Below are 20,819 nucleotides of genomic sequence, written 5' to 3'. Positions count from 1 at the left end.
GAGCGTAGGCCGGGCCCGAGGCCCGGCCGGAGTCGAAGGGTCAGGGCGGAGGGTGGGCGGAGCTCAGGGCCCCGCGATCACCGTCAGGAAGAACGCGGCGCCGCTCTTCTCGCCGGTCACCTGGTGCACGATGCGCTGGCCGCGCTCGACGGTGAGCCGGGACTGCGTGTTGCGCGAGGCGAGCGCGACCTCGAGGGTCACGGTGTTGCCGCGCTGCTCCTGCAGCGTCACGCCCACGTGATCGCCGTCGGGCAGGCTCACGAACTCGGTCTTGCCGCGGGTGAGCGAGACCTCCTGCTCGGAGGTCTGCTCCCAGCGCACGTACGCGAGCGGCGAGAGCTGGCGCTTCAGGTTCGCGAGGCGCGGGTCGATGTGCGGCGGGCCCTTGCGCGAGCCCTTGATGACGCGGACGTGCACGGGCACGTCGGCCCGGGAGACGGCGGGGGCGAGGGTGACCAGGGCGAGCAGGGCGAGGAGGAACGAGCGGCGGGTCATGACCTCTCCGGGCGGCTCTAGGAGCCGGATCCCTCGTCGTCGTCGTCGAGCAGCACCACCGGGCCGTCGGACGTCTGGATGACGGTCGAGACGTTGCCCTCGCTGGAGAACTCGAGGAGCGCCATCTCGCCCGGCTGGCTGCCTTCCCAGCGAACGTACAGGAACACGGCCACCGCCGCCACCGCCGGCGTCAGCGCCGCGGCGGTTCCACGCCAGTGGCGGCGCAGCCAGGACAGGACGCCGCGCCGGGCGGGCGCCCCGTCGCCGATGCGGGCCATCACCTCGTCCACGAACGGCGCGAAGTCGCGCTCGGCGGCGCGGGCGAGCAGCGCCTCGGAGACGAGCCCCTCGGTGGCGGCCAGGTCGAGCGCGCGGGCGGCGCAGGCGTCGCAGGCCTCGAGGTGCGCCGCGAGCGCGCGCGCCTCCTCGGTGGAGAGCTCGCCCTCGCGGGCGCCGATCATCGGCGCGTACCGGACGCAATCGCTCTTGGCCCTAACCATCGCCCTGCCCGTCCTCTCCGCCCTCCGGCCCGTCCGCCGCGGCGAGCCCCGCGTACTCGCGGAGCGCGGCCTGCATCTTCTTCCGCGCGTGGAACAGCCGGCTCATCACCGTGCCCTTGTGGATCCCGAGGCGCTCCGCCAGCTCTTCGTACGACAGACCCTCGACCTCGCGCAGTACCAGGATCGTGCGGTGCTTCTCCGGGAGCCCGGCCAGCGCGTCCTGGATCTTGCCGGCCAGCTCGCGCCGGAGCGCGTTCTGCCGCGGGTCGTTGCCGAGCGCGGTCGAGAGGATGCCCTCGCCGCCCTCCTCCAGCTCCGCCTCCTGCACGTCGTCCATGTCCTGCCGCTGCGCGTGCCGCTCCCGCCTCACCGCGTCGATGGAGAGGTGGGTGGTGATGCGGAACACCCAGGTCGAGAAGGCCGAATCGCCCTTGAAGTCGCCGAGGTGGCCGTGGACGCGGACGAAGGCTTCCTGGGCGACGTCCCAGGCCAGGTCCGGATCTTTCACGATGCCCAGCGCCACGGCGTAGACCTTCCTCTGGTAGCGGACGACGAGCGCGCGGAACGCGTTGGCGTCACCGGCCTTGGCTCTCGTGACCAGCGCGTGGTCGTCGGCTTCCATCGGAGGGACGGGGCGTCCGGGTGGGAAATTCACGGGACGGTGCGGCAGGCTAGCACGTGCGCCGCCGGGGGAGGGTCTCCGCGCTGGCGGCCCCGCGGCGATCCGCCGCCCGGGCGGAGCGGATCGGCTCACCCGGCGCGTTCCCCCGCGTTATCCTTCCGGGAACCGCCGGAATGTGCGGTGGCTACCACGGTTCGACAGGGGCACATGGCCGGCGCCTACGCAGATATCGCCCGCGTCCTCCAGGGGGCGCGAAGGCGGCAGGTCCGGGTCGTCCTGCTCACGGCCGCGGCCGGGGGCGGCGCCGCGGCCCTGCTCTGCCTGCTCGCCGGCGCGATCGCGCTCTCCGCGGGCGCCCGCACCGGCTTCCGCCTGGTGGCGCTCGGCGGGGCGGGCCTGGCGCTGCTGGGGTCGGCGATCGGGGCCGTCTGGACCCTGCTGCGCGGCGCTCGCGACGACGAGGCCGCCGCCCGCACCGTGGCCGCGGGCGAGCCGGCGCTCCGCTCCGCGCTCCTCTCCTCCGTGGAGCTGGCCCGCGCCCGCCCGCTCCTCGCCGCGTCGGGCGAGCTGTCCGTCGAGCTGCTGGATGCCCACCTGGACCTCACCGCCGAGCGGGCCCGCGGGCTCGACCTCGCCCGGGCCATCCCGGACCGCGCCGCCCGGCAGGCGGGGTGGGCGCTCGCCGCCGTCCTGGGCCTCCACCTGCTCGGGCTCGCCGGGCTGGGGCACGGGTTCCGCGCCGCCTACGGCCGCGTGCTCGGGGGCGATCCCCCGGGCGCGCCCGCCGTCCAGGCGGACCCGATCACCGGCGACATCGAGCTGACCTACCGCTACCCGGCCTACATGAAGCGCGATCCGCGCACGCTGTCGGGCACCGGCGGCGAGGTGCGCGCGCCCCGCGGCACCGAGGTGGAGCTGAAGACCCGCGCCGACCGGCCGGTGGTCGCGGCGGAGATCGTCATCGAGCAGGAGGGGCTGGTGCCCGCCGCCCAGCCCGCGAGCCCCGCCGCCGCGCAGGGGACCGGGAGCGGCGACGAGGCCACCGCTCGTCCTTCGACGGGCTCAGGACGAGCGGCTCCAGATTCGCTCACCCCGAGCGTAGGCCGGGCGCCAGCCCGGCCGGAGTCGAGGGGTCACCCCGAGCCTGTCGAGGGGGGAGCGGGCGCACCGGTGCTGAAGCGCCGCGCCCTCGCGGTCGCCGGCGGCCGCGACCTCTCCGGCCGCTTCGTCGTCGATCAGGGCGGGAGCTACCGCTTCCGGTACCTGGACGCGAAGGGCCGGGTGGTGGCCGAGGGCCCGCCCATCCCCATCGCCGTCGAGGTGGACCTGCCGCCGCAGGCGCGCATCACCGCGCCGGAGCGCGAGCTGGAGGTGGACGCGAACGCGGTGGTGGCCATCGAGTGGCAGGCCGAGGACGACGTGGGCCTGGCGGAGGTGGCCCTCGTGGTGAAGGCGCCGGCGGGCGAGCCGCAGCGCCGGGTGCTGCGCAAGGGCGACGGGCTGCGTCGCGACGGCGGCACGCAGCAGCTCGCGCTCGCCCCGGAGCGGCTCGCCGAGGGCGAGGCCATCGAGTACTGGATCGAGGCGGTGGACGGCGACACGGTCTCGGGCCCGAAGACCGCCGCCTCCGAGCACCAGTTCGTGAAGGTCTACTCCGAGGCCGAGCACCGCCGCGCCGTGCTGGAGCGCGCGCGCCAGGCGTTCGAGGAGCTGGTGGCGCTGCTCGGCGACCGGCTCGAGACGCTGGCGGAGGGCCCGGTCGCGACCGCGGACCGGCTGCCGGTGGCGCAGCAGCTCGACGCGCGCACCCGGCGGCTTTCCGAGACCCTGCGCGAGGCCGCCCGCGAGCTGCGCCGCGACCCCGCCGGCGCCCGCGAGGTCGCGGCCGCGCTGCAGAACGTGGCCGGCAACGTGCGGGTGGCCGAGCAGCGCGTGGCCGCCCTCCGCGCCGCGATCGCCCAGGCGTTCCGGGTGCGGGTGAGGCCGGACGCGTCGCTGGTGCGGAACATGACCTCCGCCGACGCGGCGCTCGACGCGACGATGGAGAAGGGCGTCCTCTACCTCGAGCAGCTCCTCGACAAGCAGCGCGCGCAGGACCTCGTCCGCCTCGCGAAGGACCTGGCGCAGCGGCGCCGCGACCTCGCCGGCCTGCTCGAGAAGTACCGGGCCTCGCCGACCGAGGCCGCGAAGAAGGAGGTCCTCGCCCAGATCTCGCGCATGAAGGACCGCGTGAAGGACCTGCTCGCGCGCATGGCCGAGCTGTCGAAGGGCTTCAACGACGAGCACATGAACGAGGAGGCGCTCGCGGAGTTGGCGAAGTCGCAGGACCTCATGGGCGGGCTCGACGAGGTCGAGAAGAAGCTCGCGGCGGGCGACGTCGAGGGCGCCATGAAGGCGCTCGACCAGATGGCGGGCGCCATGGACCAGATGCTCGCCGGCCTGGAGCGCACCGCCGGCCGCCCGGACGAGAAGGCGCAGCAGCTCATGAAGGAGATGCTCGCGTTCAAGGACCAGCTCGAGCAGGTCCAGTCCGAGCAGCGGCGCACCGCCGAGGAGACCGACCAGGTGCGCCGGCGCTACCGGCAGAAGATCGCCGACCGGATGAAGGGCGCCGAGGGCGACCTGAAGAAGCTCGCCGAGCTGGCCGGCAAGGCGCGGCAGGACCTGGAGCGCGCCGAGCCGGGCGTCACCATGCGGGCGGAGCCGGAGTACGAGCTGTCGCGCGAGGCGGTGAAGGACCTGGAGCGCGCGCTCGGCATGCGCGAGCTGGAGGGCGCGGCCGAGGCGGTGACGCGGGCGCAGCCGTCGGTGGAGCGGCTCGCCATGGAGCTGGACGAGGACGCGGCGCTGGGCGACCGCGGCGCGCCGCTCACCGGCCGCGAGCCGGAGCAGGTGGCGGAGGCGCGCAAGCACGCCATGGACGCGGTGCCGAAGGTGCGCGAGATCCGCGAGAAGCTGCAGCGCATGTTCCCGGACCCGCGGCAGGTGCTGGGCCAGGAGGAGCAGCGGAAGCTGGGCGAGCTCGCGCAGAAGCAGGACCAGCTCGAGCGCAAGGCGGGGCGGCTCCAGTCGCAGCTCTACGACCTCTCGCAGAAGGCGCCGGTGTTCCCGCCGTCCGCGCAGGAGGAGCTGTCCGAGTCGCGCGGCCACATGGGCGAGGCCGCCGCCGAGCTGGGCGCCCGAAACCCGCAGCGCGGCCACGGGCAGCAGGAGCTGGCGATGGACGCGCTCTCGCGCCTGCAGAAGGGGCTCGAGGAGGCCGCGAAGAAGGGCGGCGGATCGGGTGGCGGCCAGGGGTTCCCGTTCCCGTTCGCGGAGTCCGGCGGCGAGCAGGAGGGCGACGGCCGCGAGGCCTCGCGCGAGAAGGTGAAGATCCCGGGCGCCGAGGCGCACCGCGTCCCGGAGGAGTTCCGCAAGGACCTGCTCGACGCCATGAAGCAGGGCGCGCCGGAGCGGTACCGCGGCGAGGTGCAGCGCTACTACGAGGAGCTGGTCAAGTGAGGCCCGCGACCGCCCGGCTCCAGCCTGCCACGCTCGTCCTTCGACAGGCTCAGGACGAGCGATGTCCGGGAGCTTCGCTCGCGGTGAGCCTGTCGAACCGCGAGCGGGGGCGCAGGGGCCGCGCAGCCGGACTCGTCGCGCTGATGCTCGTCGCGCTCGTTCCGGCCTACGCTCAGGGTGACCCTTCGACTCCGGCGCGGCCTGGCGGCCGCGCCTACGCTCAGGGTGAGCGGGATGCGGTGGAGCGCACCGCCTTCAAGGCCCTGAAGCTCCTTGCGCAGGAGGACCTGCCGGCGGCGCGCGCGGTGCTCGAGCCGCTGGAGCCGTTCGAGGAGGCGCCCGACGCGGTGAAGCTCGCCGGCGGCGTGCTGCGCTTCTTCGACCAGCGCTACGACGACGCCATCGCGCTCATCACCGCCTCCGGCGCCGGGAAGGCGGGCGGGTACCTGGAGCTGGCGCGGGCGGCGCGCGAGGTCACGAAGGACCACGCCCGCTCCGAGAGCGAGCACTTCGTCGTGTCCTACCCGAAGGGCAAGGACGAGGTGCTGGTGCCGTACCTCGTGGACGCGCTCGAGCGGCAGCGCGCCGTGCTCGGGAAGGCGCTCGGCGAGCCGCCGGCGCGCCGGCTCACGGTCGAGATCGTGAACGACGTGAAGGAGCTGGCGAAGGTCTCGACGCTCACCGAGGCGGAGATCCGCACCAGCGGCACGGTGGCGGTGGCGAAGTTCGGCAAGCTCATGCTGCTGTCGCCGAAGGCGCTGCTGAAGGGCTACGACTGGCTCGACACCGCCGCGCACGAGTACACGCACGACGTCGTCACCGCGCGCACCGGCAACCGCGCGCCCATCTGGCTGCAGGAGGGGCTCGCGAAGTGGTTCGAGTCCGCCTGGCGCGGGCGGGTCGATCCGCTGAGCCCGATCTCGGCGGCGCTGGTGAAGGACGCGCTCGCGAAGAACACGCTCGTCACGTTCCAGGAGATGCACCCGTCGCTCGCGAAGCTCCCGTCGCAGGAGCGGGCCGCGCTCGCGTACGCGCAGGTGGTGCTGGCGGTGGAGTACCTGGTGAAGCGCTCCGGGCCGGAGGTGCTCGCGCGCGTCACGGGCCTGGTGGGCGAGGGCGTCGAGGCCGACGAGGCGGTGGCGCGGGCCACCGGGATGCCGTTCGAGCGGTTCCTCGCCGAGTGGCGGAGGTACATGGCCGCGCGCCCGCTCCCGCGCGGCGGCGAGCACGCGCTGAAGAAGCTCCGCTTCAAGGACGACCCGAAGCACGGCGGCGCCGGCGCGGAGTGGGCCGAGATCCCGGACCCGGAGGCGCGCGGCTTCGCGCGGCTCGGCGAGATCTACCGCGCGCGCGGGCGCTGGGCGGCGGCGCGCATCGAGTACGGCAAGGCGCATGCGCGCGTGGGCGCACGCTTCCCCATCCTCTCGGGGCAGCTCGCGCTCGCCGCGACCATGTCCGGCGAGCCCGAGGAGGCCGAGCAGGTGCTCCGCGGAGCGCTCGACTGGAACCCCGAGTACCCGGCGCTAAACGTGCAGCTGGCGCGGCTCCTGTACGAGCGCAAGGAGCTCGCGGCCGCGCGCGACCGGCTGCTGGTCGCGAACCGGCAGGACCCCTTCGACCCCGAGATCCACGGCGGCCTGGCCCGCGTGCTCGGCGCGCTCGGCGACCCCGGCGGCGCGTCGCGCGAGGCGCGGTTCGAGCGGATACTGGGCGGCCGAGACGCAGCGGCCGCACGCCCGGAGGAACACCCATGACCGACGTCCCCCACGCCTCCCCGCCCCCGTTCCCCGGCCAGCCCCAGCCCGACTCCGACCTGCGCGCCGTGCAGGAGCTGCACGAGGCGCGGCGCATGCTGCTCGGCGAGATCGAGAAGCGCATCGTGGGGCAGCGCGAGGTGGTGGACGCGCTGCTCGTGGCGCTGTTCGCGCGCGGGCACTGCCTGTTCGTGGGCGTGCCCGGCCTCGCGAAGACCCTGCTCATCTCCACCGTGGCCGAGGTGCTCGACCTCTCCTTCAACCGCATCCAGTTCACGCCCGACCTGATGCCCTCCGACATCACCGGCACCGACGTGCTGGAGGAGGACCACACCACCGGCCGGCGCGCGTTCCGGTTCGTGCAGGGGCCGATCTTCGCGAACCTGCTGCTCGCCGACGAGATCAACCGCACGCCGCCGAAGACGCAGGCGGCGCTGCTGCAGGCCATGCAGGAGTACCGCGTCACCGCCGGCGGCGAGACCTACCCGCTCGATCTCCCGTTCCTGGTGTTCGCGACGCAGAACCCCATCGAGCAGGAGGGCACGTATCCCCTGCCCGAGGCGCAGCTCGACCGCTTCATGTTCTACGTGCCGGTGGGCTACCCGAGCGCCACCGAGGAGCTGGAGATCGTCCGCTCCACCACCGTCGCGAAGCGCCCGGCGCTGCGGCGCATCCTCTCGCCCTCGAAGATCCGCGAGCTGCAGGACCTCGTCCTCCGCGTCCCGGCCGCCGACCACGTCATCCAGTACGCCGTCGAGCTGGTGCGCCGCACCCGGCCGAACGAGCAGGGCGCCCCCGCGTTCGTGAAGGAGAACGTCTCCTGGGGCGCCGGCCCGCGCGCCAGCCAGTACCTCATCCTCGGCGCCAAGAGCCGCGCCATCCTCGACGGCCGCATGGCCGCGAGCGAGGAGGACGTGAAGGCGCTCGCGAAGTACGTGCTCGTGCACCGCGTGATCACGAACTTCCGCGCCGAGTCCGAGGGCGTCACCAGCGAGAAGATCGTCGAGCGGCTGATGGAGGGGAAGTGACCGGGGGCCGCGCATGGTTCGTCCCTCGACTCCGGCCGCGCCTGGCGGCACGGCCTACGCTCGGGACGAGCGGAAATTCCAGGGACCCGCTCACCCTGAGGTCCCTCGACTCCGGCCGTGCCTGGCGGCACGGCCTAAGCTCGGGACGAGCGGAAGTTCCAGGGACCCGCTCACCCTGAGCGTAGGCGGGCCGGAGGCCCGCCGGAGTCGAAGGGTGAGCAAAGGATGCGGATTCAGGCAGGGCGGATGCATCCCGCTCATGGTTCCACGTGGCTCACCATGAGCGGAGTGTCCGGATGGCTCACCAGGGCGGGATCCACTTCTTCGTGTACATGCTTCGTTGCAGCGACGGCAGCTACTACGTCGGTCACACCGACGACCTGGAGACCCGCGTGGTCCAGCACCAGCACGGCGCGCTCGGCGGCTACACCGCCACCCGCCGCCCCGTCGCGCTGGTCTGGAGCGCCGAGTTCGCGAGCCGGGACCAGGCGTTCCTGCGCGAGCTCCAGCTGAAGCGCTGGAGCCGGGCCAAGAAGGAGGCGCTCATCCGCGACGACTGGAGCGAGATCGGCAGGCTGGGCCGCGGACCGGACCGGTCGGAGCGCGTCCCTGCGGTCCCTCGACTCCGGCCGGCCGAGGGCCGCGCTACGCTCGGGATGATCCCTCGACTCCGGCCGTGCCTGACGGCACGGCCTACGCTCGGGATGAGCGGAAGATCAGATCACCCGCTCGGGATGAGCGGACACTCAAAGGATCCGCTCACCCTGAGCGTAGGCGGGCCGGAGGCCCGCCGGAGTCGAAGGGTGAGCGGGAAGCCGAACGGCGAGGACCCCCGATGACCGACCCCCGCAAGCCCCCGCTCCTCGACCCCGCCGTCCTCGCCCGGCTCGGGACGCTGAAGCTGCGGGTGCGCGCCATCACCGAGGGCGTGCTCACCGGGCTCCACAAGTCGCCGCACCACGGCCAGTCGGTCGAGTTCGCGGAGCACAAGGAGTACGCGCCCGGCGACGAGATCCGGCACATCGACTGGAAGGCGTACGGGAAGTTCGACAAGTACTACGTGAAGCGCTTCGAGCAGGAGACGAACCTCCGCGCGTACCTGGTGGTGGATTCGTCCGGCTCGATGGGCTACCGCTCCGACCCCGCCGGCATGACGAAGCTCGAGTACGCGAGCGCGCTCGCGGCGTCGCTCGCGTACCTGCTGGTGCGCCAGCAGGACGCGGCCGGCCTGGTGCTGGTGCAGGGGCAGGTGGCCGGGGCCATCCCGCCGCGCGCCTCGGCCGGCCACCTCGTGCCGGTGCTGGACGCGCTGGAGTCCGCGAAGGCCGAGGGGACGACGCGGCTCGGGTCCGCGGTGGACTGGATCATCGAGCACGCGCCGCGCCGCTCGTCGGTGCTGGTCTTCTCCGACCTGTTCGACCCGGACGCCCAGGTGCTCCGCCAGCTCGCGCAGCTCGGGCGGCGCAAGCACGAGGTGACGCTCTTCCACGTGCTCGACCGCGCCGAGCTGGAGTTCCCGTTCGACGACCCGACGCTGTTCCTCTCCATGGAGGACGCGCGCCAGGTCGAGGCGCACGGGCGCGACGTGCGGAAGGGCTACCTCGACGTGCTGGGGCGCTGGCTGGAGGAGGTGAAGCGAACCGCCGCCGAGGCCGACGTGGACTACGCGCTCTGCCGCACCGACCGGCCGCTCGAGGAGGTGCTGCTCCCGTTCCTGGCCCGGCGCGAGAGGTCGGCGGCGTGAACCTCGGCTTCGGGAACCCGGCGCTGCTCTGGGGGCTGCTCGCCGCGGCCATCCCGCTCCTCGTGCACCTGTTCTTCCGCCGGCGCCCGCGGCCCACGCCGTTCCCCGCCATCGACTTCGTGCTCCGCGCGCGCCGCGAGACGCAGCGGCGGCTGCGCCTGAAGAAGGTGCTGCTGTTCACCGCGCGCACGCTGCTCCTCGCCGCCATCGCCGCCGCGATCGCGCGGCCGCGCGCCGAGCAGCCGGGCGAGGCCGCCCAGGCGGCGGCCCGCGGCCCGCGCGCCACCGCCATCGTGCTCGACGCCTCCGGGTCGATGCGCTACCGGCTCGGCAACCGCCCGCTGTTCGACCGCGCCCGCGCCGACGCGCTCGGCGCGCTCGCCGCGCTCGCGCCGGAGGAGCCGGCCACCGCGGTGGTGTGCGGGGCCGGCGCGCCGCAGGCCGAGGCGCCCTCGTTCGACCGGGCCGCGGTGCGCCGGGTGCTGGAGCGCGCGCAGGCGAGCGCGGCCTACTCCGACCTGAGCGCCTGCGTGGGCGCGGCGCTCCGCGCGCTCGTCTCCGCGAAGGCGCAGGAGGGGCTGCCGAAGCGCGTGGTGGTCGCGACCGACCTCGCCGCCTCGGCCTGGCGGCTCGACGGGCCGGCGCCGGCGGTGGAGGGGCCGCAGGGCGCGGTGCGCCCGGAGGTGAGCGTGCTCGACGCCGCCCGCGGCGCGGCGCTGCCGAACCACGCGGTGGTGGGGCTCGAGGCCGAGCCGGATCCGGCCGCCGGCCCGCGCGGCTACCGCGTCACCGCGCTCCTCGCGAACCACGCCGCCGCGCCGCTGAAGGACGCGCCGCTCCTGCTCACGGTCGGCACCGGCCCCGCCGCGAAGACGCCCATCCGCGCGTTCACCGAGGTGCCCGCGGGCGGCGCCACCCGCAAGTCGCTGCTGCACGCGTTCGCCGAGGGCGGGCCGGCGGTGGTGCAGGTGAGCCTGCCCGAGGACGGGCTGCCCGACGACGACGCCCGCGCGCTCACGCTGGTGGTGCCGCGCGAGGTGCGGGCGCTGGTGGTGGACGGCGCGCCCTCGCCGGTGAAGTACCGCGACGAGGCGTACTTCGTGGAGTCGGCGCTCGCCTCGCCCGCCTCGCCGGTGCGCCCCACGCTGGTGGACGCCGAGGCGTTCCCGCGCACCGACCTCTCCAAGTTCGACGTGGTGTTCCTGCTCAACGTCCGCACGCTCGGGGGCAAGGCCCAGGAGCTCTCCCGCTTCGTCGAGGCGGGCGGCGGGCTGTTCGTGTCGCTCGGCGACCAGGTGGATCCGGAGCTGTACGGCCGCGAGCTCGGGCCGCTGCTCCCCATGCCGCTCCACGTGGAGAAGACCGCCGGCGCCCGCGGCGATCCGGCCGGCGCGCTCCGCGCGGCCCGCTTTGCCGAGGTGGCCTGGGACCACCCGGCGCTCTCGATCTTCACCGGCGACGCGCGCGAGGGGCTGCTCGGGGTCCGGACCGCCCGCTACATGCTCGCGAAGCCCGGGGCCCGCGGCGCCGCGCCGCAGGTGCTCATGACGTTCGACGACGGCGCGCCGGCGCTCGTCGAGGCGCGGCGCGGCCGCGGGCGCGTGCTCCTGTTCACCTCCAGCGCCGACCGCGACTGGACCGACTGGCCCATCCGCACCAGCTTCCTCCCCGCCATGCAGCGCTTCGCCGGCTACCTCGCCGGCGCGCTGGAGGAGCGGCGCGAGCCGCCGAGCGTGGTGGGCGCGCGGCGGAAGCTCCGGCTCGGCCAGGGCGAGGCGCTCGTGGCGCTCGTCGGGCCGGACGGGCGCGAGCGGCCCCGCGCCGAGCTGGAGCGCGAGGGGCTCACCGAGGAGAAGCCGGGCGTGCTGGAGCTGTCGCCGGGCGAGCCCGGCCTCTGGCAGGTGAAGATCGCGGCCGGCGGGCAGCAGCGCGTCGAGCCGCGGCTCGCGTTCGCGGTGGCGTTCGACCCCCGCGAGTCGGACACCCGCCGGCTCGAGCCCTCCGAGCTGACCGCCTGGTTCGGCGGCGCCGCGCACGCCCGGGTGGACGGCGACGCGCGCGGCGCGGGCGAGCGCCAGCTCCCGCTCTGGTCGATCCTGCTCGCCCTGGGGGTGGCGGCGTTCTTCCTGGAGGGGCTGTTGCTGGCGTGAGCCGGCGCCTCGGCTAGGATCCGTCCGTGCCCAACCCGACCTCCCTCGACGCCCAGGTCGCCGGCCTCCTCTGCGTCGGCTTCGACGGCAAGACCGCCTCGCCCGAGGTGCTCGAGCTCATCCGCCGCGGCGTCCACGGCGTGGTGCTGTTCGCGCGCAACGTGGAGAGCGCCGAGCAGGTGGCGGCGCTCACCGCCGAGCTGAAGCGCGCGGCGGGGCGGCCGCTCCTCGTCGCGGTGGACCAGGAGGGCGGGCGGGTGGCGCGGCTGCGGGCGCGCCACGGCTTCACCGAGCTGCCGCCCATGCGCGCGGTGGGCGAGGTCGGCGACGCCGGGCTCGCCCGCGAGGTGGGCGCGCTGCTCGGCCGCGAGCTGCGGGCGGTCGGGATCGACCAGGACTACGCGCCGGTGGTGGACGTGGACACGAACCCCGCCAACCCGGTCATCGGCGACCGGAGCCTCTCCCGCGATCCGGAGACGGTCGGCCGCCTCGGCGCCGCGATCGCGCTCGGGCTCCAGTCGGCCGGGGTGGCCGCCTGCGCGAAGCACTTCCCCGGCCACGGCGACACGAGCCAGGACTCGCACACCGACCTGCCCCGCCTCCCGCACGCGCTCGAGCGGCTCCGGGCGGTGGAGCTGGCGCCGTTCCGCGCGCTGGCGCGCGCCGGGGTGGCCTCGGTGATGACCGCGCACGTGGTGTTCGAGGCGCTCGACCGCGACCGCCCGGCCACGCTCTCACCCAGGGTGATGCGGCTCCTGCGCGAGGAGGTCGGGTTCGACGGCTGCGCCATCTCCGACGACCTGGAGATGGAGGCGGTGGCCGGGCACTTCCCGCTGGAGGAGTCGGCGCCGGGGGCGGTGGCGGCCGGGGTGGACGCGCTGCTCGTGTGCCACTCGCCCGCGGTACAGCACCGGGCCATCGACCTGGTGCGGGCCGCGGTGGAGGCGGGTCGCATCCCGGCGGAGCGGGTCGCCGAGGCCCGGGGCCGGGTGGGTCGGCTGCTCGCGTACGCGGGTCCGCCGCCGGACCCGGCCCGGGTGCGGGAGCGCCTGCGCACGCCGGAGCACCTGGCGCTGGTCCAGAACGTCCCCGCGCTCGAGATCGGCCGCGACCCGACCGCCTGACGGTAACTTGTGAGGCAGTCCCCGCCTCGACTAGATTTCGTTCCTCGCTTGCCCGCGCCCACCGCCGCCTGCCCGAGCTGCCGCGCGCCGCTCACCGCCGACGAGATCCTCGACGCGGGCACGCTCGCCCTGCCCGACGCGCCGGTGCTCACGCTCCGCTGCCCGCGGTGCGAGGGCGACGCCTGGGCGCGGCTCGGCGACGGGGCCATCGAGCTCGGCGCCGCGCCGGACGACGCGGCCCGCTTCGCGCCTAGCGCAACCGCCCCGGCGCCCGGCCTCTCGGTCCGGCCCGCCGCGACCTGGCTCGACTGCTGGCACGCCGGCCGCTACCGGCGCTTCCCGGCGCGGCCGGGCTGACCTCGCGCTCCGCCGCCTCGAGCCGCAGGAACGCGTCCAGGATCGCCTCGCGCATCGCGCCCTGGTGGCGCAGCACCGCCGAGACGTGCCCCGCCGGCAGCCAGCGCAGCTCGCAGCCCCAGTGCGCGGCGATGCGGGCCATCTCGGCCGGCGGCACCACGCCGTCCGCGGCGGTGCCCACCACGATGGCGGCGCCCGGCGCGACCGGCGGCGGCAGCGCGCACACCGAGAAGCGCGACAGCCCGGCGCACAGCTCCACCCGCGCCGCCTCGCGGTCCGCCGCGTCGCCCGCGAGCGCCGCCCAGTCCGGCACGTCGCGCAGCACGCCGGAGAGGAGCACCGAGTCCGGCGAGCAGGACGGCGCGAGCGGCACGGTCGCGACCGGCCACGGCATCGACGCGCCCACCATGGCCGCGAGCTGCCCGCCCATGCTGTAGCCGGTGACGCCCACCCGCGGCGCGTCCAGCGCCTCGCGCGCCCAGGCGAGGAGCGCGCGGCCCTCCTGGAAGGTGGCCGCGCCCATCAGGTAGAGATCCGAGACCGAGCGCACCGCGTGGCGCGCCTGGCGCTCGGGGCGGCGCGCGCCGTAGAACGCGTTCTCGAGCACGATCGCGCCGATGCCGTGGGCGAGCAGCGGCGCGGCGAAGCGGAGCCGCATCGCGAAGCCCTGGTCACCCGAGGCGGCGAGGTGCACCGCGACGCCGCGCAGCGGGCCGTCCGGCAGGAGCACCTGGATGCGCGCGGCCCGGGCGCAGCCGGGGAGGCGCGCCTCCGGGCTCCGGAACGAGCCGTCGCGGAGCGTGCCGCCGTGCGCGGCCCGCGGCGGGCCCAGCGAGACGTCGATCCGGGCGGGGGCGCGCCGGGCGAGGGGCAGCGGCTGGAGCCGCTTCACCAGCCGCCGATCGCCCCAGCCGTCCGCGAAGAACCGCGGCCCGGCGGCGGTCAGCCCGAAGAGGACGTCGAGGACGTGCAAGTGTCGCTCCGCGTCAAAGGTGCGACCTGCGACCGCAGACGGGGAGTCGGTACACGGCTCGTGCGCGCGCCCAGGCCCCGGGCGTCCGCTTTCCTGCTCGAGGCCATCCCTCGACTCCGGCCGTGCCTGGCGGCACGGCCTACGCTCGGGATGAGCGGGGGTTCGGTTGGTCCGCTCGGGATGAGCGGATCGGTTGACCCCGCTCGCCCTGAGCGTAGGCGGGCCGCAGGCCCGCCGGAGTCGAAGGGCCCGAGTGCTCAGGCCCGATCGAGGATCTGCAGCGCCACGAGGCCGTACAGGAACGCGTAGACCACGTGCGCGGGCCGGTGGGCCATGTGCACCAGCTCGGCGAGCGTGCGCGTGCCGTCCACCCGGGGCAGCAGCTCGGCCTCCCAGCGGTCGAGCTCCACCTCGTGCAGCCCGTAGGCGGGCTGCGCGGAGGGGATGAGGCGGTCCTCCGGGGCGAGCAGCCGGAAGAGCCGCTCGGGGCGGTAGAGCTTCTTCACGCCCCGGCTGATGAGGCTGGCGGGCGGCAGCTCGATCCGCACCGCCTCCTGCGCGGCGCGGTCGGTGAAGTGCAGCCGGTACGCGCCCTCCTCCCAGGCGAACACCGAGTACGCGATCGACTTCACCTGCTGTGCGAGGTAGTAGAGCCGCTCGGTCTCCTGCAGCAGCCCCAGCTCGACCATGATCTCGCCGCTGCGCCGGCGGCTCCGCTCGGCCTCGGCGCGCACCTGCTCGAGCTGCGCGGAGGAGAGCTTCCCCACCCGCACCAGGAACGAGCCGAAGCGGTCGGTGAGCAGGTTGGAGATCGCGAAGCAGGGCCGGCCGGCGTCGAAGAAGAGCGTCTTCTTGACCTTGCCCTTCTGCAGCGTGAGCGCGCCGGTCTGCTGGGCCAGGTGGAACGCGGTGACGAGGTGCGGGAGGTTGTCCTCGAGCCGCCCCTCGGTGCGGGAGAGGTCCGGGGCCGGCGTCGCCGAGGGCCGCGGCGTGGGCACCGGCGCGCGCGGGCGCGGCGGCGGCACCACCGGCGCGGCGGTGACCGCCTCGCCGCGCAGCACCGAGGAGCCCCTCCCGTCCTCGGTCACGACCACGCGGCCCGTCAGCTCCATCGCCGCCAGCGGCTCGTCGCTCTCGACCGCCACCTCCACGTCGAAGTCGGGCTCGGGGACCGCGGCCGGCCGCCGGACGGGCGGCGGCGTCGCGCCGGCGCGCGGCGGGATCCGCATCGGCGCGGGCGTGTCGCTCGGCGGCGGCAGCAGGGCGCGGAGCGCGTCCATGAGCTTGCGGGCGTCGAACGGCTTCTCGAAGTAGCCGGACGCGCCGTGCTGCGCGCTCGCCTCGGTGGCTGCGCGGCCGCCCTTGAAGACGCCGGTCATGAACACGAACGGCACCTTGGCGTTCCGGAGCGCGTGGGCGACGTCGTAGCCCATCATGTCCGGGAGCAGGACGTCCACCACCGCCGCCGCGGGCCGGTCCGGCGCCAGCCGGTCGATGGCGGCGCGGCCCCGGTTCACGGTCACGGGGGTCCAGCCCTCCGATTCCACCAGGCGGGCGAGGAGCGTGAGGAGCTCCTGGTTGTCGTCCACCAGCAGGATCGTCGGCGCCGGCATCGCGTCGCGCACCATACCGGCGGGTCAGGCCGCCGATCAACGATGGCGTCATGTGAACACGGGACACACCAGGTGGACCGTCCGCCCGGTCAGCCCCGACCGGTGCGCCGTCCGGCGAGCGCAAACGTGGCCCACGCCTCGGGCGTGTGCTAAAAAATCGTGCTTTCTCTGCCACTTCGGAGGCCTGATGCTGCGCTTCCCCCGCGCGCTGCCCCTCGTCGTCGCCGCCCTCGCCGTCCTCGCCTGCGAGAAGAAGAAGCCGGAGGGCGCCGCCGCCCCTGCGCCCGGCGGGGCCGGCGCGGTCGCGACGGGCGACCGGATCCTCCTCGGCCACGTCGGCTCGCTCACCGGCTCCGAGGCCACGTTCGGCGACTCGACCGACAAGGGCATCCAGCTCGCCATCGAGGAGGTCAACGCGAAGGGCGGCGTGAAGGGCAAGCCGCTCGCGCTCAAGACCTACGACAACCAGGGAAAGCCTGAGGAGTCCGCCATCGCGGCGACGCGCCTCGTGCTCCAGGATCGCGTGGCGGTGCTGCTCGGCGAGGTCGCCTCCACCCGCTCGCTCGCCATGGCGCCCATCGCCGACGCGAACCACGTCCCGATGATCACCCCGTCCTCCACGAACCCGCGCGTCACGAAGGAGAACGGCAAGGTCCGCCCCTACGTGTTCCGCGTCTGCTTCATCGACCCGTTCCAGGGCACGGTGATGGCGAAGTTCGCGCGCGAGCACCTCAAGATCTCGCGGGTGGCGGTGCTGCGCGACGTGGGCAACGACTACTCGATGGGCCTCGCCGATTTCTTCCTGGCGAAGTTCAAGGAGCTCGGCGGCACCATCGTGGACGACCAGAGCTACAAGGCCGGCGACCAGGACTTCAAGGCGCAGCTCACGAACATCAAGGGCAAGAACCCCGAGGCCATCTACGTGCCCGGCTACTACACCGACGTGGCGCTCATCGCGCGCCAGTCGCGCGAGCTCGGCATGAAGCAGCCGCTCATGGGCGGCGACGGCTGGGACTCGGCCCGCCTCTACGAGATCGGCGGCAAGGCGCTCGAGGGCTCGTACTTCTCCAACCACTACTCGCCCGAGGATCCCGCCCCGCGCATCCAGGACTTCGTGAAGCGCTACAGGGAGCGGTTCGGCGCGGTGCCCGACTCGCTCGCCGCCCAGGGCTACGACGCGGCCCGCATCGCCGCCGACGCCATGGGCCGGGCGAAGGACCTCTCCGGCGAGGCCATCCGCGACGCGCTCGCCGCGACCCGCGACTACCCCGGCGTCACCGGGGTCATCTCCATCGACGCCGATCACGACGCGGTGAAGCCCGCGGTGGTGCTCGAGATCAAGGGCAGCGCCGGCCACTACGTGGCGACCGTGCAGCCGGACCAGCCGCAGGCCGCGAAGTAGCGGCCGCGCCGCGGAGACCGATCCTTAGTGACCGAGTTCCTGCAGCACCTCGTGAACGGCCTGTCGCTCGGGACCATCTACGCCCTCATCGCGCTGGGCTACACGATGGTCTACGGCGTGCTGAAGCTCATCAACTTCGCGCACGGTGACGTGTACATGGTGGGCGCGTTCGCCGGGTACTACCTGGGCAGCGTCACCGGCACCGACCGCGCGCCGGGCATGGTGGGCGCCGCGCTCGTCACGCTCGGCGCGATGGCCGTCTGCGGGGCGCTCGGTTACGTCATCGAGCGCTTCGCCTACCGCCCGCTCCGCAACCGCGCCCGGCTCACCGCGCTCATCACCGCCATCGGCGTGTCGTTCCTGCTCGAGTACGGCTTCCAGCTCTCGCCCATCGTCCGCACGCCGGTGGAGTTCCCGCCCGGCCCGAGCCCGCGCTTCTTCCCGGCGCTCCTCGAGCTCGGCGAGCCGCTCACGTTCCTCGGCGTGACCGTGCCGCGCATCGACCTGCTCGGCCTCGTCGTGGCGCTCGTGCTCATGATCGGCCTGCAGCTCATCGTCTACCGGACCCGCTTCGGCATGGCCATGCGCGCCGCCTCGTTCGACCCGCAGGTCGCCGGCCTCATGGGCATCCCGGTGAACCGGATCATCTCCTGGACGTTCGTGCTCGGCAGCGCGCTCGCCGCCGCGGCCGGCATCATCAACGCCTCGTCGCGGCCGAAGATCGAGCCGCTGTTCGGCCTCATGAGCGGCCTGAAGGCGTTCGTGGCCGCGGTGCTCGGCGGCATCGGCTCGGTGCCCGGCGCCATGGTGGGCGGGCTCGTGCTCGGGCTCACCGAGGAGTACGTGGCGGGCTACACCAGCTCGCAGTACCGCGACGCCATCGCGTTCACCGTGCTCATCCTGGTGCTGCTGGTCCGGCCCGAGGGGCTGTTCGGGCGGGCCACGGTGGAGAAGGTCTAGTGGCGCGCGCCCGGGCCGTCCTCCGCTCCGTCCTGCCGTTCCTGGTGGGCCTGCCCATCCTGCTCGGCGTCCAGGCGCTCTCGCCGCCCGACTACACGCTCATCCTCGTGAACGTGGGCGTGAACGTGATCCTGGCGGTCTCGCTGAACGTGGTGAACGGCTTCACCGGGCAGTTCAGCCTGGGCCACGCCGGCTTCATGGCGGTGGGCGCCTACACCGCGGCCAAGATCACGCTCGCCTTCTCCGGCGTGCAGCTCGCCTTCGTGCCCGAGGCCGTCTCCGACCAGCTCGTGTTCGCGCTCGCGCTCGCCGCCTCCATGGTCACCGCGGCGGCGGCGGGGTTCCTGGTGGGCATGCCGTCCCTGCGCCTGCGCGGCGACTACCTCGCCATCGTCACGCTCGGCTTCGGCGAGATCATCCGCTCGGTCATCGAGAACATGAAGTTCCTGGGGCAGGCCACCGGGCTCTCCGGCCTGCCGCCGTACACGAACATCGCCTGGGTGGGCGTCTCGGCCATCGCCACGGTGGTGATGGCGCGGCGCCTCGCGGTCTCGACGCAGGGGCGCGCGCTGTTCGCCATCCGCGAGGACGAGGTGGCGGCCGAGGCCATGGGCGTGGACACCACCGGCTACAAGGTGCGCGCGTTCGTGATCTCGTCCGCGTACGCCGGCCTCGCCGGCGGGCTCATCGCCCACGCCATCCTGCTCACCACCCCGCGCATGTTCACGTTCGTGCGCTCGATCGAGGTGGTGGTGATGGTGGTGCTGGGCGGCCTCGGCTCCATCACCGGCTCGGTGGTGGCGGCGGTGGTGCTCACGGTGGCGCTCGAGGGGCTGCGCGAGTTCCAGCAGTACCGCATGGTCGCGTACGCGGCCGGGCTCATCGTGCTCATGCTGCTCCGCCCGCAGGGCATCTTCGGCACCCGCGAGCTGTGGGACCTCGCGCCGTTCCGCCGGCTGCCGCGGCCGCGCCCGTTCGGCGGGCGCGCGTCCACCGGCCCGGAGGGCGCCTCGCCCACCGCGGTGCGCGACGACTCCACGCACGGGGGCCGGCCGTGATCCCGCTGCACGTGAAGGCGGTCACCATGCGCTTCGGCGGCCTGAAGGCGCTCTCGTCCTTCAGCCTCTCGCTCGCGCCCGGCGAGCTGGTCGGGCTCATCGGGCCGAACGGCGCCGGCAAGACCACCGCCTTCAACGCCATCACCGGCGTGTACCGGCCCAGCGAGGGCGAGGTGGTGGTGGCCGGGCAGGTGGTGAACGGGCTGCGCCCCCACCAGATCTGCGCCCGCGGCATCGCCCGCACGTTCCAGAACATCCGCCTGTTCCGCGAGCTGTCGGCGCTCGACAACGTGCGCATCGCCTGCCACGCCGGCGCGCGCACCGGCTTCTTCGACGCGCTGCTGCTCACCGCGCGGCACCGCGCGGAGGAGGCCCGCATCCTGGAGCGCGCCGAGCGCTACCTCGAGGTGATGGGGCTCTCGCACCGCCGCGACGAGATCGCCCGCAACCTGCCCTACGGCGAGCAGCGCCGGCTCGAGATCGCGCGCGCGCTCGCCACCGGGCCGAAGGTGCTGTGCCTGGACGAGCCGGCCGCGGGCATGAACGCGGCCGAGAAGCTCGAGCTCATGGCGCTCATCCGCGACCTCCGCGACCGCTTCGGCCTCGCCATCCTGGTGATCGAGCACGACATGCGGCTCGTGATGGGCGTCTCCGAGCGCGTGCTGGTGCTCGACCACGGCGTCACCATCGCCGAGGGGAAGCCCGAGGCGATCCGGAAGGACCCCAAGGTGATCGAGGCGTACCTGGGCGACGCGTACCTCGAGGAGAAGCACATCGAGCGGCCCGCCGGGCCGGGGGCGCACCCGTGAGCGGGCCCATCCTGCAGGTGGAGGGGCTGCGGGTGCACTACGGCGCCATCGAGGCGCTGCGCGGCCTCTCGCTCGAGGTCCCGGACGGCCAGGTGGTGGCGCTCATCGGCGCGAACGGCGCGGGGAAGACCACCACGCTGCGCGCCGTCTCCCGCATGATCCGCGCCTCGGGCGGCGCGGTGCGCTTCCGCGGCGAGGACGTGACCCGGCTGCCCTCGCACGCGCTGGTGGCGCGCGGGATGGCGCACGCGCCGGAGGGGCGCGGCATCTTCCTCAACCTGACCGTGCGCGAGAACCTCGAGCTGGGCGCGTACCTCCGCCGCGACCGCGCCGGCATCCTGCGCGACGCCGAGCGGGCCTACGCGCTCTTCCCCATCCTGGCGGAGCGGCGCACCCAGGTGTGCGGCACGCTCTCCGGTGGCGAGCAGCAGATGCTGGCGGTGGCGCGCGCGCTCATGAGCAAGCCGCGCCTCATGCTGCTCGACGAGCCGTCGCTCGGGCTCGCGCCGCAGGTGGTGGAGAAGATCTTCACCGTGCTGCGCGAGGTGAACCGCGAGGGCGTGGCGCTGCTGCTCGTCGAGCAGAACGCGCACAAGGCGCTCCAGCTCGCCCACCGCGCCTACGTGCTCGAGACCGGCAACATCGTGATGCAGGGCACCGGCGCCGAGCTGCTCGCCTCGCCGGAGGTGCGCAAGGCGTACCTCGGGGAGTGAGCCGGCGCCCCTCGAC

The 20,819-nt window shown here is 74.3% G+C and carries 18 protein-coding genes; 13 read left to right on the top strand and 5 right to left on the bottom strand.

The window, feature by feature from the left end; translation table 11 throughout:
- Positions 1 to 63: 63 nt before the first annotated feature.
- From ADEH_RS22075 to ADEH_RS22065, 3 genes are read right to left on the bottom strand one after another with little or no spacing between them, the layout of a single operon-like run.
- Entirely contained in the window at positions 64 to 495 is a 432-nt protein-coding gene (locus ADEH_RS22075) for a hypothetical protein (protein WP_011423319.1), read from the bottom strand.
- 17 nt (positions 496 to 512) lie between these two features.
- Positions 513 to 956 carry an anti-sigma factor family protein gene (locus tag ADEH_RS22070; protein ID WP_232287379.1) on the bottom strand — a complete coding sequence of 148 codons (444 nt, stop codon included), beginning with the start codon at positions 954 to 956 and terminating at the stop codon, positions 513 to 515.
- Between the two features lie 31 nt (positions 957 to 987).
- Positions 988 to 1,617, bottom strand: a complete 630-nt coding sequence (locus tag ADEH_RS22065) for a sigma-70 family RNA polymerase sigma factor (protein WP_011423317.1) — start codon at positions 1,615 to 1,617, stop codon at positions 988 to 990.
- Positions 1,618 to 1,824: 207 nt separating this feature from the next.
- Here ADEH_RS22065 and ADEH_RS22060 point away from each other — a divergent pair, with 207 nt between their 5' ends.
- From ADEH_RS22060 to ADEH_RS22025, 8 genes are all read left to right on the top strand, one after another.
- Positions 1,825 to 5,118: a DUF4175 family protein gene (locus ADEH_RS22060; RefSeq protein ID WP_011423316.1), complete on the top strand. Its 3,294-nt coding sequence runs from the start codon at positions 1,825 to 1,827 to the stop codon at positions 5,116 to 5,118.
- Positions 5,119 to 5,357: 239 nt separating this feature from the next.
- Positions 5,358 to 6,872 (top strand): peptidase MA family metallohydrolase, encoded by a 1,515-nt coding sequence (locus tag ADEH_RS22055; protein ID WP_232287378.1) that lies wholly within the window; start codon positions 5,358 to 5,360, stop codon positions 6,870 to 6,872.
- A complete protein-coding gene (locus ADEH_RS22050) occupies positions 6,869 to 7,900 on the top strand; it encodes an AAA family ATPase (protein ID WP_011423314.1) in 1,032 nt (343 codons plus the stop codon). Before ADEH_RS22055 ends, ADEH_RS22050 begins: the two co-directional genes overlap by 4 nt.
- 296 nt (positions 7,901 to 8,196) lie before the next feature.
- Positions 8,197 to 8,739 carry a GIY-YIG nuclease family protein gene (locus ADEH_RS22935; RefSeq protein ID WP_011423313.1) on the top strand — a complete coding sequence of 181 codons (543 nt, stop codon included), beginning with the start codon at positions 8,197 to 8,199 and terminating at the stop codon, positions 8,737 to 8,739.
- Positions 8,736 to 9,644 carry a DUF58 domain-containing protein gene (locus tag ADEH_RS22040; protein ID WP_011423312.1) on the top strand — a complete coding sequence of 303 codons (909 nt, stop codon included), beginning with the start codon at positions 8,736 to 8,738 and terminating at the stop codon, positions 9,642 to 9,644. The genes ADEH_RS22935 and ADEH_RS22040 overlap by 4 nt, the downstream gene beginning before the upstream one ends.
- Positions 9,641 to 11,794 (top strand): BatA domain-containing protein, encoded by a 2,154-nt coding sequence (locus ADEH_RS22035; protein ID WP_011423311.1) that lies wholly within the window; start codon positions 9,641 to 9,643, stop codon positions 11,792 to 11,794. Before ADEH_RS22040 ends, ADEH_RS22035 begins: the two co-directional genes overlap by 4 nt.
- Before the next feature lie 26 nt (positions 11,795 to 11,820).
- A complete protein-coding gene (gene nagZ, locus ADEH_RS22030) occupies positions 11,821 to 12,918 on the top strand; it encodes a beta-N-acetylhexosaminidase (RefSeq protein ID WP_011423310.1) in 1,098 nt (365 codons plus the stop codon).
- Positions 12,919 to 12,966: 48 nt separating this feature from the next.
- Positions 12,967 to 13,275 (top strand): hypothetical protein, encoded by a 309-nt coding sequence (locus tag ADEH_RS22025; protein ID WP_041453771.1) that lies wholly within the window; start codon positions 12,967 to 12,969, stop codon positions 13,273 to 13,275.
- Here the strand turns inward: ADEH_RS22025 and ADEH_RS22020 are convergent.
- Entirely contained in the window at positions 13,169 to 14,248 is a 1,080-nt protein-coding gene (locus ADEH_RS22020; RefSeq protein WP_011423309.1) for an alpha/beta hydrolase family protein, read from the bottom strand. The two genes, ADEH_RS22025 and ADEH_RS22020, sit on opposite strands and share 107 nt — an antisense overlap.
- Before the next feature lie 257 nt (positions 14,249 to 14,505).
- A complete protein-coding gene (locus ADEH_RS22015) occupies positions 14,506 to 15,861 on the bottom strand; it encodes a response regulator (protein ID WP_011423308.1) in 1,356 nt (451 codons plus the stop codon).
- Between the two features lie 187 nt (positions 15,862 to 16,048).
- Between ADEH_RS22015 and ADEH_RS22010 the strand changes: the two genes are divergently transcribed.
- From ADEH_RS22010 to ADEH_RS21990, 5 genes are read left to right on the top strand one after another with little or no spacing between them, the layout of a single operon-like run.
- Entirely contained in the window at positions 16,049 to 17,263 is a 1,215-nt protein-coding gene (locus tag ADEH_RS22010; RefSeq protein ID WP_011423307.1) for an ABC transporter substrate-binding protein, read from the top strand.
- 27 nt (positions 17,264 to 17,290) lie between these two features.
- On the top strand, positions 17,291 to 18,223 hold the full coding sequence (locus tag ADEH_RS22005) for a branched-chain amino acid ABC transporter permease (protein WP_011423306.1): 933 nt from the start codon (positions 17,291 to 17,293) through the stop codon (positions 18,221 to 18,223).
- Positions 18,223 to 19,281 (top strand): branched-chain amino acid ABC transporter permease, encoded by a 1,059-nt coding sequence (locus ADEH_RS22000; protein ID WP_011423305.1) that lies wholly within the window; start codon positions 18,223 to 18,225, stop codon positions 19,279 to 19,281. The genes ADEH_RS22005 and ADEH_RS22000 overlap by 1 nt, the downstream gene beginning before the upstream one ends.
- Positions 19,278 to 20,090: an ABC transporter ATP-binding protein gene (locus tag ADEH_RS21995; RefSeq protein ID WP_011423304.1), complete on the top strand. Its 813-nt coding sequence runs from the start codon at positions 19,278 to 19,280 to the stop codon at positions 20,088 to 20,090. Before ADEH_RS22000 ends, ADEH_RS21995 begins: the two co-directional genes overlap by 4 nt.
- Complete coding sequence (locus ADEH_RS21990; protein ID WP_011423303.1) at positions 20,087 to 20,803, top strand: ABC transporter ATP-binding protein; 717 nt, start codon at positions 20,087 to 20,089, stop codon at positions 20,801 to 20,803. Before ADEH_RS21995 ends, ADEH_RS21990 begins: the two co-directional genes overlap by 4 nt.
- Positions 20,804 to 20,819: the final 16 nt, after the last annotated feature.

The sequence above is a fragment of the Anaeromyxobacter dehalogenans 2CP-C genome (genome assembly GCF_000013385.1).
Classification (GTDB): domain Bacteria; phylum Myxococcota; class Myxococcia; order Myxococcales; family Anaeromyxobacteraceae; genus Anaeromyxobacter; species Anaeromyxobacter dehalogenans_B.
The sequence above is the reverse complement of the archived record's forward strand: the minus strand, read 5'-3'. Positions and strand labels throughout refer to the sequence as shown.